Below are 12,483 nucleotides of genomic sequence, written 5' to 3'. Positions count from 1 at the left end.
CCCCACATCGGCTCGGAGATCTTCGGATACTTCGTGCCGAGGTCGTCGCTGGTGCGGCCCTTGGCCGCCTTGACCGCGTCCACCCACACCCGCAGGTCCTTGTTCTCGGTGACCTGTTTGGCCTGCACCGCCTCGGTCGCGGCGATGTAGGACAGCGTGGTGTCGGTGGTGTAGGCGTTGTCGGCGCTGGTCAGGCAGGTCATCAGCTTCTGTGAGGTGGCGTAGCGGCCGGTGTCGGCCTGCACCGGCACGCTGACGAACTCACCACCGGTGGGGGCGGGCGCGGTGCCGCCGTCCTTGCCCGGGATCGCGATGATCCCGGACTCGAAGCCGGTCTTCTTGGCGTTGGCGAGCTGCCAGGTGCCGTTCTCGGCGAACGCGAACTCGCCGGTGGCGTACTCCTGCCAGCTCGTGGTCTGGGTGTTGTTGATGACCGAGTTGGGGGCGTAGCCCTGCTTCACCCAGTCCGTCCACAGCGCCACGGCCGCGACGCCCTCGGCGGAGTCGAGCTTGGTCAGGCTCGCGCCCGAGCCCCAGAACCAGGGCAGGAACTGGAAACTGCCCTCCTCCGTGCCGATCGCCGAGAACGTGATGCCCTTCTTGCCCGACGCCTTCACCTTCGCGAGCGCCGCCGTCAGCGACGCCCAGTCCTTGACGGACCCGGGATCCACCCCGGCCTTGTCCAAGATCGCCTTGTTGTAGAACAGGGCCAGGGTGTTGGCGCCGATCGGGATCCCGTACGTCTTGCCGCCCGTCTGCCCGGCCGCCAGCAGGTTCGGCGCGATCGACGAGGTGTCGGCCTTGGTCTCCTCGGTGGTGGTGAGCACCCCGGCCTCGGCCAGCGTCGACACGACGGGGTTGTCCACGATCAGCACGTCCGGCGCGTTGCCCTGCTGAGCCGCCAGCAGCGCCTTGTTCGTCAGATCCGTGGTGTCGTAACCCGTCCGCTCCACCTTCACCCCGGCGTCGGCGCCGCACTTGACCAGCAGCTTCACCCACTCCGACGCGTCGTCGAACTGCGGATAGGGGTCCCAGACGGTGAAGGCGGTACTCGCGCCGGACGACTGCGCCGCGGTGTCCGGGGAGGACCCGCAGGCGGCCAGCGTGACGGCGACGAGGGCCAGGCATGCCGCCCGGGGGACGAAGCTTGCCATCTCGATGGTTTCCTCTCGAAATCAGATGAGCTGGAGGTAGTCCAGTTCGGCGTATCCGGTGCCGCCGGCGAAGTGCGGCGAGCCCTTGGCCAGGCGGATCACGTTGTAACCCGCGCGCAGGGTGACGGTGGTGCTGACCGTGGCGCCGAACTGGCCCCAGCCGGCGGTGGGCGGATAGCTGACCGTGCTCCAGGCGCCGCCGTTGTACGCCAGCCCCTGCGTCGCGGTGGCCCCCGTGCCGTTGGCGTAGCCGATGGTCATCGTGTACGCCCGCGCGGCCGGCACGTTGACCACGAAGTCCACGTAACTGTCGGTGCGCGGCGTGCCCGTGTTGTCGATGCGGCCGACGTACCCGCCGCCGGACGCGCTCGTGGCGCTCAGCCGCGCGGCGCGGAACACCGAGGCGTTCTCGGCCTCGTAGCGCTGCTGGTAGGCCGGCACCCCGCTGACGGGCTCGACGAGGAGCTGGTAGGCGCTGGTGGCGACCATGTTCGGCACCGAGACGCTCAACTGGCCGCCGCTGACCGTCCTGGTCGTGGTGGAGACCGTGACCGGCGCGCCGACGGCGGTGAACCGGCCGCTGGACGGCGTGGACAGCAGCGTGACCCGCACGCTGGAGCCGAGCGCGCCGAGGCCGGTCAGGTTGACGGTGTTGGTCCCGGCCTCGTTGCCGAACACCACGTTCACGATCCGGCGGGTGCCGTCGTAGGCGGCGAAGCCGTCGAGGCCGCTCTGCGAGCTGGGCGTGGTGGTGACCATGTTGCCCGCCATGTCGCCGTACCACTTGTACAGCCACCACGTGCCGGTCGGCTGGCTGTTGTTGACGACCAGGCCGTTCATGGTGCCGTACTCGTGCCAGAAGGCGCGGTGGGCCGACTCCACGTTGCCGCGTTCGAGCTTGCCCACGTAGCCGGCGATGCGGCCGGGGACGTCCACCTCGGCGGGGGCGGCGTACTCGTTGATGGAGATACGGCGCGGGCTGATGCCCAGCGACGCCTCGAGGTTGCGGTAGTCGGCGAGGTCGGAGGCGATCCGGCCGGCGTCCGTCAGCTCGTGCCAGCAGATGATGTCGGGCAGCGTGCCGGTGTCGCGGGCGCGGGTCAGGAACGCCTGCATCCAGGAGCGGTTGTAGACGGCGGTGCTCGGGCCGACGATCGGCGTCAGCGCGTCGAGGGCGCGGACCGCCCGGAACGTACGCACCCAGCCGTCGTTGAAGTTGCCCGCGGCGGCGGTGTTCCAGGTGTAGTCGGGCTCGTTCCAGAGCTCCCACCCGATCACGTTCGTGACCGTGGTCGCCGACAGCCTGGCGTTGACCATGGTGGTCACCTTGGCCAGCCAGTCGTCCCAGCTCACCCACCGATACGGGAAATCGGGGTAGATGTCCGGCATTCGGATGAACTGGCCGGCGCCGACGCGGGTGGCCTGCGGCGCCACCAGCAGCGCGTCGCCGCCCGGCGGCTGGCCGTTGGGACGCTGGCCGACCCCCGGGGCGGGCTGCGTCAGCGAGTTGACCTTGATCGGCAGCAGGGTGGAGTCGGCCGGCCGGCTGTTCTCCGCCAAACCGTACAGGCCACCCGACGCGGCGTGGGTGACCGGCCTGAACGGCTGCGCGACGTTGACGGTCAGGGTCGCGCCCGCCGCCTCGGCCGGGCTCGCCAGCGCTCCTGTGAGGAGGACGGCGGCCAGGCCGGCGGCGAGGGCTCGCTTGATCTGGGGGGTGATCACGTACTTACCTCATTCCAGCTAGACGGGTAAGAACCGGAACCACCCCGCCCGCGCCGGCGCGGCGGTCCCGTCGTGCGTGGCGGGCCGCGTTTCAGCCGGCCCGCCGGCTCATCCCGTGTCGGCGGCCGGGATCCAGACCCGCATCGGGCCCTCGCTCCGGTTGCCCCACAGGAAGTACGGCACCGCCGTGAGCGTCAGCGGGCTCGTCAGCGGCCTGCGCTCGCGGTGGTCGGTGTAGAGCGGTGCGCTGCCGGTGTCCAGCGTCGAGCCGGACGCGGTGATCACGATCGGGGGGTCCTCACCCTTGACGTGGTCCTCCATGAAGCCTTCGACGGCCTGGAACGCGCCGTCCCGGTGCAGCCGCACGTCCTCCAGGACCGTGCCCGGCGGCAGGTCGTGCTGCTCCAGGCAGTACACGAGCGGGCCGCGCGCCAGCGTGACGCAGCCGCGTACGGCGTCCACGCGGGGGTGGGGGCGGATCTGCCTGACGGGCATGGTCAGGTCGAGGACGACACTCGTGGTGCCCTCCCACACCCTGGTCAGGCGCAGGTAACCGGCATCGACCGCCGCCCGCGCCGGCTCGCCGTCCACCGTCACGCCGTAGGCCGTGCACCAGGACGGGACGCGCAGCGCCAGCGTCCACGGCTCGCCGCCGTCCGCGGTCACGGCCAGCTCGACCCGGCCCTGCCACGGGTAGGCGGTGCGCATCTCGACCGTCGCGGGACCGGCCTCGATGGTCGCGGTGGCGTACAGGTGGAGCTGCAGGCCGTCCGCGTCGCCGGTGGCCAGGTAGCCGGGCAGGGAGGACATCAGGCGGGCGATGTTGGGTGGGCAGCAGGCGCACGAATACCACGGCAGGCGGTGGCCGGCCGCCTCCTCCCCGGCGTTGGCGTGGCCGGTGCGCAGGTGCAGCGGGTTGGAGTAGAAGAAGTGCCTGCCGTCCCGCGAGACGGACGCGGCGATGGCGTTGTAGAGCACGCGTTCCAGCTCGTCGGCATAACGGGCCTGGCCGGTGGCCAGCAGCAGGCGCCAGCTCACGTGGAAGCTCGCGATCGAGGCGCAGGTCTCGGCGTACGCGCGGTCGGGCGGCAGCTCGTACGGGTCCCCGTACGCCTCGTCGCGGTGCCGCGAGCCATGGGCGCCGGTGACGTAGGTCCTGGTACGGAAGGCGTCGTCCCACAGCCGCTCGGCCGCCTCCAGCAGCGCCAGGTCGCCGGTCTCCACCGCCACGTCCACCATGCCCGCCAGCAGGTAGAGCTGCCGCACGGAGTGCCCGGCCACCTCCCGCGCCTCGCGCAGCGGCACGTGGTCCTGGTGGTAGCGGGGCCCGAACCGCCCGTGCTCCAGCAGGCCGTGCCCGCGCAGGTCGAGGAATCGCCGCGCCAGCTCCAGGTACGGGCGGTGGCCGGTGAGGCGGTAGAGCTCGGCCAGCGCGGTCTCGATCTCCGGATGCCCGCACACCTCCTCCACCTCGGAGAACCGCTCGACCAGCAGATCGGCGAAGCGGCGGGCGATCTCGACCAGCTCGGGGCTCGCCCCGGTGCGGCCGGCGGCCACGGCGGCCTGGATGAGGTGCCCGGCGCAGTAGAGCTCGTGGCTCCAGACCGGTTTGAGCCAGCGCTGGTCGGGCTCGGCGATCGTGAAATAGGAGTTGAGATAGCCGTCGGCCCGCTGGACACGGGCCAGCAGGGCCGTCGTGTCCTCGGCGAAGATCCGCAGGCGCGGGTCGGCGTCCGGGTCGGCCAGCTCCCAGAGCGCGGCCTCCAGGGTCTTGTACACGTCGGAGTCGGCGAACCACATCCCCGCGAACGTGCGCCCGGTCTCACCCACGGCGGCGGCCCGCAGGTTGGCCAGGTTGCCGCTGCTCTCCAGCCGCTCGACGCAATGGGGGAGCGTCTCCTCGACGTTGCGCCGCCGCCACCGGCCGAGCAGCCCGCCGTCGCGCAGCCGTACCTGATCCAGCCGCAGGGGCCGCAGCGCGGAGACCGCGCCGGGAGCGGGGGCGGCCGGGCCGGCGAACGTCGGAGGACTGACGGTGGCCAAAGGATTGCCCGCGGGTTTCGGCGAAGTCATCCGGCTCTCTCACCCCGAGATTAGGAAAGTTAGGAAATCGTTTGCCTCAACTTAGCGCCGCCCTGTTGCCAGAGTCAACGGACGGTACAGTGGTGCAGGCAAGGGCTTCGGAAACCGGAGGAAAGTGTGGGGAAATTGGCGCGTCACGTCACGATCGCCGACGTCGCGGCACTGGCCGGGGTGTCGGTGGGCACGGCCTCCAAAGCCCTCAACGGCCGCGGATCCCTGCGCGAGGAGACCCGCACCCGGGTCAAGGAAGCGGCCAGACAGCTCAACTTCGAGATCAACGCCGGCGCCCGCAACCTGCACACCGGCCGCACCTACACCGTGGGCATGATCACCACCGACACCATCGGCCGCTTCAGCATCCCCGTCCTCATGGGCGCCGAGGAAGCCCTCGGCGCCGGCCAGATGTCGGTCTTCCTCTGCGACGGCCGCGACGACCCCATCCGCGAGCAGTACCACGTCAAGACCCTGCTCAGCCGGCGCGTCGACGGCATCATCGTCACCGGCCGCCGTACCCAGGCCCGCACCCCCATCGCCGCCGGCCTGCCCGTGCCCGTCGTCTACGCCTTCACCAGCTCGGCCGACCCCGACGACTGCTCCGTGGTCCCCGACGAGGCCGCCGGCGCCCGCAAGGCCATCGACCACCTGCTGGCCATCGGCCGTACCCGCATCGCCCACATCACCGGCCCCGAGCACCACCACTCGGCCCACGTCCGCGCCACCGCCGCCACCCACCACCTCACCCAGCACGGCCACCCGCCGGCCGCCCCGCCCCTCTACGGCGCCTGGAGCGAGATCTGGGGCCGCCAGGCCACCGCCATCCTCCTGGCCGCCCACACCCCCGTCGACGCCGTCTTCTGCGGCAACGACCAGATCGCCCGCGGCGTCGCCGACGCCCTCCGCGCCGCCGGCCGGCGCGTGCCCGACGACATCGCCCTCGTCGGCTTCGACAACTGGGACGTCATGACCGACGCCTGCCAGCCGCCGCTCACCAGCATCGACATGAACCTCGAAGGGCTCGGCCAGACCGCGGCCCACCTCCTCCTGGCCGCCATCAACGGCACCCCCGCCCCCGGCCGCCACCTCCGCCCCTGCCACCTCGTCATCCGCGAATCCACCTCCATCCCCCTGGCACCCCCGGCGGCCTCCTGACCCTCCGTACTCCGGCTGGGGTCCTTTGGGGGAGGAGGACGTGCACTCCGGATCGGGCCCCTTCGGGTCGCTTCCCCTTCCGTCCCTCTGGCACCCCCGGCGGTCTCCAGATCCTTGGGGTCCTTGGGGGAGGTGGGCGTGCGCCCCGGGTCGGGTCGCTTCCTCCTCCGGGGGCACGGGGCGATCGAGTGGATCATGGTGGGGGGCGGAGGGTCACCTGGTGCTGGCCGTTGTAAGGGGCCAGTGACAGGATCGTGGCGGGCGGGCGCAGGCGGTGGTCGGAGAGGAACAGGGTACGGGCCGCCTCCAGGTCGCCGTCCCCGGCCGTCACCTCCGCGATCCGGTCGTACAGCTCCCGGTCCGCGTCCGTGATGCCGTCGTCGATGTCGGCGATCGCGCCCCAGACGTCCCACACCAGCGTCTCCGCCTTGTTGACCGCCGCGATGTCCAGCAGCACGTTCCCCGCCACGAAGTTCTCCCGCGACATGCTCAGGTCCGGCCGGTAGAGCCCGAACGTCGCCGCGTCCGCCTCGCCCGCGCGTAGCAGCCGCCAGGCGGTGCCCGCCGTCAGGAAGCGGTCGCGTGGGACGTCCATGGGGTCGAAGTCCATGGGCGGGTACACGGCGGGGTCGGTGAGCTGCGGGTCGGACAGGCGCCAGCCGTGCTCGCCGTCCCAGTGCTCGCCGATCATGTGGTCGTGGTGGAAACCCTCGGGGCGGAAGTAGGTCGCGAAGCCGGACCGGACGCGGGCGGGGATCCCGGCGTGGCGCAGGAAGGAGCAGTGCAGGAGCGCGAAGTCGCGGCACACCCCGACGAAGCGGCGATCGGGGTCGCGGCGCCGGGTCAGGGACGAGCCGTCGCGCCCGGCGATGATCGCCAGGATGCCGTCGACGTAGCGGGTCTCGGCGTCGTCGCGCAGCCGGTCCTCGGGGAGGTCGTAGCCGAAGAGGCCGCCCTCCCAGCGGTGGATCATCAGGTTCCGTACGATCCGCGCCAGCCCGGCGGGGTCGGGCGGCAGGTCGGCGTAGAGCCGGGCGAGGTCTCCCGGACTGGAGAAGACGCTCTGGGTGGCGTAGAAGGTCGTGGCGTCCGGCATGGAGGCATGGTCACCCGCGCCACGGCGAGGGCGCACCTTGATTTCCCGAAGCGGGGGGCCGGTCAGCGGGTGGAGCGGTGCAGCAGGAGCATCGCCGCGTCGTCGAGCAGCGGGCCGCCCGCGTGCTCGACCAGGTCCGCCCGCAGCGCGTCGAGCGCGGTCTGCGGGTCGTCGCGGGTCAGCAGCCAGGCCCGCTCGGTCAGCGGGTAGAACTCGCCCTCCGCGTTCCGGGCCTCGATGACCCCGTCGGTGAAGAACAGGATGCGGTCGCCCTGGCCGAACGGGATGCGCTGGGCCTTGGCGGCCGAGGGGTCGAACGCGCCGAGACCGAGGGGCAGGCCCTGCTCGGGCGGCTCGACGGTGTGCAGCTCGCCGTCGCGCAGGATGAGCAGCGGCGCCGGATGGCCGAAGTTCACCAGCGTCAGCTCGTCGTCGCCCAGCTCGGCCACGATCGCGGTGACGAACTGCTCGGCGCCCAGGTGCCTGGCCAGGCTGACCTCCAGGCGGTCGCCGATGTCGGTGAGGTCGGCCTCGTCGTACGCGGCCTCGCGGAAGGCCCCCAGCACCCAGGCCGCCGTCTCGACCGCCGCCAGGCCCTTGCCCTGGACGTCGCCGATCAGCAGCCGTACGCCGTGCGGGGTCGTGACGACCTCGTACAGGTCGCCGCCGATTTGGGCCTCGGCCGCCGCGGAGGTGTAGGACAGCGCCACCCGCAGGTCGCCGGCCCGCCGCGGCACCGGCCGCAGCAGCACGCGCTGGGCGGCCTCGGCCACCTGCCGAACGCTGGCCAGCTCGCGCTCGCGCTGCAGGCGCAGGCGGCTGGCCAGCATGCTCGCCGCGGTCACCCCGGCGATGCTGATGACGGTCAGGTTGTTCTCCCAGGTGAGCAGCAGGCCGTTGTAGAGCGCCATGGGCACGCAGATGGCCAGCGCCACCGCGCCCACCAGGGCCGTGCGCCGCACACCTCCCGACACCGACGCGAACGCCGGGCCGAGCGTCAGGAGCGGCAGGAACACCAGGGAGCGGCCTCCCAGCAGGTCGAGCACGGCCACGGCCAGCATGACGACGAACGGAAGCCAGCGCAGGACCTGCAAGGACCTCATCCAACCCCCCGAATCGCGTTGCCGACGTACCAGCATCGCGCAGGCACCCGTTCTTCTCAAGCTCGGCGCCGGGAAAGAGCGGAGCCGTTGAAACACGTAGCGTGATCGGAAGAATCCGCACGAATGTCCACGGTCATTTATGGATGACTCGCCGCCCGGTGTTTTTCGAGCTCAGCGGCCCCGGAAACGAAATTCGTGTGTCCACGCAGGTACGGAACGTGAGAAATCATGGCGGTTTCCGCTGGTTCTTCGGATTCCGCCGGTTCTGGATAGATTCGTGCTGACAGAAAGGAGTCATGAAGTGGCTTTGGCCAATACCGGCGTACGACGATTACTGGTGGACTCGGGGGAGCCGCGCGGCTGGGTGTCGCTCCGAGTGGACCTGGTGACGGCCTTGCTGGGCGTCTGGTTCGGCATCGGACTGATGATCGACGCTTGGGCGCACACCAATCTGACCGAGCTTGAGACGTTCTTCACTCCGTGGCACGCCGCGTTCTACTCGGGTTTCACCGCGGTGTCCGGGTGGATTCTCTGGCAGGTGTGGCGTAACGTCCGCGCCGGTCGCCAGGGGTTGGCGGCCGTGCCCACCGGTTATCTGGCGGGACTGCTGGCGATACCCGCGTTCGCCGCCTTCGGATTCGCCGACATGATGTGGCATACCTTGCTCGGCATCGAGACGAGTCTGGACATTTTGTTCAGTCCCTCGCATCTCGGTCTTATCGTGACGATGCTTCTCATCCTCACCACACCGCTCCGTTCCGCCTGGAACGCCCCCGACGTCGGGTCCAGCCCCACGCTGATGCGCCTGCTTCCGGCGCTGATCGGGTTCGCGTTCGCGACCACGCTGGTCTCGCTCTTCCTGTCGTACGGCGACGCCCTGCAGTGGCGCCCCGCCCGCGTCGTCGAGGCGTTCTCCTCGCTGGAGGACCCCGGAGCCGAACGGGTCGCCATCGCGATGGTCGTCACCAACATCGTCATGCTCGCCCCCCTGCTGTTCCTGCTCCGTCGCTGGAAACTGCCGTTCGGCTCGGTGACGATCATGTACACGCTGGCCGTCCTCATGCCGGGGGCGCAGACGGAGTTCGAGAACGTGCCGATTCTGGGATCCCTGATGGTTTCGGGCGTCGTGAGCGATCTTCTGATCCTCTGGCTGCGGCCGTCGGGCGCGCGGCGGGGGGCGTACTGGGCCTTCGCCGGGCTGTCCGGGCTGGCCACCTGGTCGCTCTACATCGCGTTCGCCTCGGTGGCGGGAGGGGGCCTGCCCACCGTGCCCGAGCTGTGGACCGGCGCGCCGATCGTGGCCGGGCTGATCGGCCTGGTGCTCGGGGTGCTGTTCCTGCCCAACGCCGTCGACACCGAGCGGGCATGATCCGAGTTCTCGGGCTCGTGGTCGCGCTGGTGCTGCTGCTGGCCACTCCCGCCGCCGCGCACAACGTGATGGCGGGAGCGGACCTGCGCATCGCCCAGACGATCGCCGGCACGGAGCTCACGGTGGTCGTCAAGGGGACGACCCGGGTGCCCGGGCCGCTGCGGATCGGGGTCATCGCCTACCAGCCGGTCACCGCGCTGCGGGTCGGCCTGGAGGTCCGCTCGGTCGAGGACGGCCGCACCGTGAAGGGCGTGGCCACGGCGGCGGCGCGCGACCCGCAGTACGCGCGGCTCACGGTGGAGCGCACCGGGCCACACGAGCTGACCCTGCGCGCCGGCAACGAGGTGGCCGTGGTGCCGTTCCGCGTCCTGGTGGACCGCGGCTCCCCGGGCGACCTCCTGATCTATGGCGGGTTCTTCGTGGCCGGGCTGCTCCTGGTGGGCGGCCTGCTCACCGGGGCGGTGGCCCGGCGCGGCCCCGCGATGCTGCTGGCCGGGGGCGCGGCCGCCGGGCTGACCGTGGCCACCATGGTCATCGTGGTCGAGCCGCAACTGCCCCCGGCCACGCCCGACGGGGCCGCGCCTGTGGCCGAGACGACGCCGGCCGGCGGGCGGCCGTACGTGCAGGGGCGGATGGAGTCGCTGCCCGCCCGCCCGGACGCGGGCGCGGAGTTCACCCTGCGGATCGACCTCGTGGACGGCTCCACCGGACGGCCCGTGGACGACCTCACCGTGCACCACGAGGCGCTCACCCACCTGGTCGTCACCAGCGAGGACGGACGATACTTCCGCCACGTGCACCCGCTGCGCACCGCGCCCGGCCGGCTCGAGGTCAGGCTCCGCGCCGACCGGCCGGGCCGGTACCTGGCGCACGCCGAGCTGGAACGGGAGGGCTCCGGCGGCCAGCTCATCCCCGGGAGCTTCACCGTCGGCGGCACCCCCAAGGCCGACCCGGCCGACCCTGCGGGCAAACCGACCGACCCTGCGGGCAAACCGGCCGATCCGGCCGACCAGCCCGCGGAGACCGTGACGGACGGACGGCCCGTCGTGGTCCCGCGGCTGCGGCCGGAGGTTCCCGTCGCGGGGCGGCCCGTCACGATCGAGCTCGACGCCCCCGGCGACGTACGCCCCTGGCTCGGCATGACCGGCCACCTGCTCGTACGCAGCCAGGACGGCTCCTTCCTCGGCCACGTCCACGAGATGGGCGCCCCGGGAGGCCGGCTCCGCTTCACCTTCGGCTTCCCTGCGCCCGGCCGGTACCTGGCCTGGACCCAGTACGCCACCGCCGACCGCATCGTGACCACGCCCTTCACCGTGGACGTCACGGCCCCGGCGGTGCGGCGGTGAAGCGGATCGCGGCCGCCGCCGCGCTCGTGGTGGCCGCCGTGGCGCTCTTCGTGGTGGGCAGGGGAGTGGCGGCCGAGCCGCTCACCCTGACCACCACGGGCACGCGCTACGCCGCCACCGTCGAGCTCGCCGAGCCCACCACCGGGCGCGTCACGGTGAAGGTGGCCGTGACCTCGGGCGACGCCGACTCGGTCGTCCTGTCGGCGGTCATGGCCGACATGGGCCACGCCACACCGGAGGTCACCGCCCGCGCGGTCGGGCGGGGCCGCTTCCAGGCCGAAGGGGAGCTGTTCGCGATGAGCGGGGTCTGGGAGCTGTCGATCCGCCTGAACGGCCCGGCGGGCGAGGAAGAGCTCGCCGTGAAGGCCCTGATCACCGACTAGTTCCGGCGCCGCCGCCCCGATTTTCACCCGGCGGCGGCGCTTTCTCGTCCCCAGGACTTGACAGGACCCAAGAACAGCTAAATTATTATTCCTACTTGTATAGTAGGAATGGTAGGAAAGGGGAGATCGTGCGAGCGCTCATCCTCCTCGGGCTGGTCGGCCTCGCGGCCCAGCTCGTCGACGGCAGCCTGGGCATGGCCTATGGCGTAACCTCCACCACGCTGCTGCTGGCCATCGGCACCAACGCCGCGGCCGCTTCCGCAACCGTGCACCTCGCGGAGATCGGCACCACGCTCGCCTCGGGAATCTCCCACTGGCGCTTCGGCAACGTCGACTGGAAGGTCGTCGCCAAGATCGGCATCCCGGGCGCCGTCGGCGCCTTCGCCGGCGCGACGTTCCTGTCGAGCCTGTCCACCGAGATCGCCGCCCCGGTCATGTCGATCATTCTGCTGAGCCTGGGCGTCTACATCCTGATCCGGTTCACCGCCTTCGGCCTGCCGCGCGGCAACCTCGGCAAGCCGCTGCGCCGCCGCTTCCTCGCGCCGCTCGGCCTGGTGGCCGGCTTCGTGGACGCCACCGGCGGAGGCGGCTGGGGCCCGGTCGGGACGCCCGCCATCCTGGCCAGCGGCCGCCTGGCCCCGCGCAAGGTGATCGGCTCCATCGACGCCAGCGAGTTCCTGGTGGCCATCGCCGCCAGCATCGGCTTCTTCGTCGGCATCGGCTCGGAGAACATCAATTTCGCCTGGGTCGGCGTGCTGCTGCTCGGCGGCGTCATCGCCGCGCCGATCGCGGCCTGGCTCGTGCGCCACATCCCGCCGCGCATCCTCGGCTCGGCCGTGGGCGGCGTCATCGTGCTGACCAACGTCCGCACCCTGCTGCGCAGCGACTGGATCGACGCTTCCGGCGGGGTCCAGACGGTCGCCTACATCGCCATCGCCATCGTGTGGGCCGGCGCGATCGCCTACTCGGTGCGCGAATACCGCCGGGACAAGGCGAATGAGTCGGTCGAGGCGGTGGAGCAAGAGCTGCGGGCCCGTAGCGGAGAGGAGGAGACGGCCTCCGCCTGAGGCTCGCCG

General features: G+C 71.4%; 10 protein-coding genes. 5 read left to right on the top strand and 5 right to left on the bottom strand.

The genetic code is table 11. From position 1 onward, the window contains the following. The 3 genes from AB0I15_RS62545 to AB0I15_RS62535 all read right to left on the bottom strand — a co-directional run. Positions 1-1,154, bottom strand: a 1,154-nt coding sequence (locus AB0I15_RS62545) for an extracellular solute-binding protein (protein WP_358119059.1), incomplete at its 3' end; no start/stop codon positions are given. 21 nt (positions 1,155-1,175) lie between these two features. After that, on the bottom strand, positions 1,176-2,879 hold the full coding sequence (locus AB0I15_RS62540) for a CBM35 domain-containing protein (RefSeq protein WP_358119058.1): 1,704 nt from the start codon (positions 2,877-2,879) through the stop codon (positions 1,176-1,178). Positions 2,880-2,987: 108 nt separating this feature from the next. Continuing rightward, positions 2,988-4,952 (bottom strand): beta-L-arabinofuranosidase domain-containing protein, encoded by a 1,965-nt coding sequence (locus AB0I15_RS62535; RefSeq protein ID WP_358119056.1) that lies wholly within the window; start codon positions 4,950-4,952, stop codon positions 2,988-2,990. 126 nt (positions 4,953-5,078) lie between these two features. Here AB0I15_RS62535 and AB0I15_RS62530 point away from each other — a divergent pair, with 126 nt between their 5' ends. Further along, positions 5,079-6,110 (top strand): LacI family DNA-binding transcriptional regulator, encoded by a 1,032-nt coding sequence (locus AB0I15_RS62530; protein ID WP_358119055.1) that lies wholly within the window; start codon positions 5,079-5,081, stop codon positions 6,108-6,110. Positions 6,111-6,303: 193 nt separating this feature from the next. On the opposite strand, the gene AB0I15_RS62525 is transcribed toward AB0I15_RS62530, so the two are convergent. Together AB0I15_RS62525 and AB0I15_RS62520 are read right to left on the bottom strand one after the other, a co-directional pair. Next, the gene (locus AB0I15_RS62525; protein WP_358119054.1) at positions 6,304-7,206 is read right to left on the bottom strand and encodes a transglutaminase-like domain-containing protein; all 903 of its coding nucleotides are present in this window, start codon (positions 7,204-7,206) and stop codon (positions 6,304-6,306) included. Between the two features lie 62 nt (positions 7,207-7,268). Beyond that, a complete protein-coding gene (locus tag AB0I15_RS62520; RefSeq protein WP_358119052.1) occupies positions 7,269-8,309 on the bottom strand; it encodes a PP2C family protein-serine/threonine phosphatase in 1,041 nt (346 codons plus the stop codon). Between the two features lie 301 nt (positions 8,310-8,610). Between AB0I15_RS62520 and AB0I15_RS62515 the strand changes: the two genes are divergently transcribed. The 4 genes from AB0I15_RS62515 (at position 8,611) to AB0I15_RS62500 (ending at position 12,474) form a co-directional block, all read left to right on the top strand. Continuing rightward, positions 8,611-9,678 carry a hypothetical protein gene (locus AB0I15_RS62515; protein ID WP_358119051.1) on the top strand — a complete coding sequence of 356 codons (1,068 nt, stop codon included), beginning with the start codon at positions 8,611-8,613 and terminating at the stop codon, positions 9,676-9,678. Next, a complete protein-coding gene (locus AB0I15_RS62510; RefSeq protein WP_358119050.1) occupies positions 9,675-11,024 on the top strand; it encodes a hypothetical protein in 1,350 nt (449 codons plus the stop codon). The genes AB0I15_RS62515 and AB0I15_RS62510 overlap by 4 nt, the downstream gene beginning before the upstream one ends. Continuing rightward, positions 11,021-11,407, top strand: a complete 387-nt coding sequence (locus AB0I15_RS62505; RefSeq protein ID WP_358119049.1) for a hypothetical protein — start codon at positions 11,021-11,023, stop codon at positions 11,405-11,407. Before AB0I15_RS62510 ends, AB0I15_RS62505 begins: the two co-directional genes overlap by 4 nt. A gap of 128 nt (positions 11,408-11,535) precedes the next feature. Continuing rightward, positions 11,536-12,474 (top strand): sulfite exporter TauE/SafE family protein, encoded by a 939-nt coding sequence (locus tag AB0I15_RS62500; RefSeq protein ID WP_358119047.1) that lies wholly within the window; start codon positions 11,536-11,538, stop codon positions 12,472-12,474. Positions 12,475-12,483 lie beyond the last annotated feature (9 nt).

It is taken from the genome of Nonomuraea sp. NPDC050643, from assembly GCF_040654715.1.
Lineage (GTDB): Bacteria > Actinomycetota > Actinomycetes > Streptosporangiales > Streptosporangiaceae > Nonomuraea.
This window is presented reverse-complemented; position numbering and strand designations above follow the sequence as displayed.

Excerpts from the sequence above, each read along its gene's own strand:
- AB0I15_RS62510 (WP_358119050.1), top strand. The coding sequence starts at position 9,675 with ATGATCCGAGTTCTCGGGCTCGTGGTCGCGCTGGTGCTGCTGCTGGCC.
- AB0I15_RS62535 (WP_358119056.1), bottom strand. The coding sequence starts at position 4,952 with ATGACTTCGCCGAAACCCGCGGGCAATCCTTTGGCCACCGTCAGTCCT.
- AB0I15_RS62520 (WP_358119052.1), bottom strand. The coding sequence starts at position 8,309 with ATGAGGTCCTTGCAGGTCCTGCGCTGGCTTCCGTTCGTCGTCATGCTG.
- AB0I15_RS62525 (WP_358119054.1), bottom strand. The coding sequence starts at position 7,206 with ATGCCGGACGCCACGACCTTCTACGCCACCCAGAGCGTCTTCTCCAGT.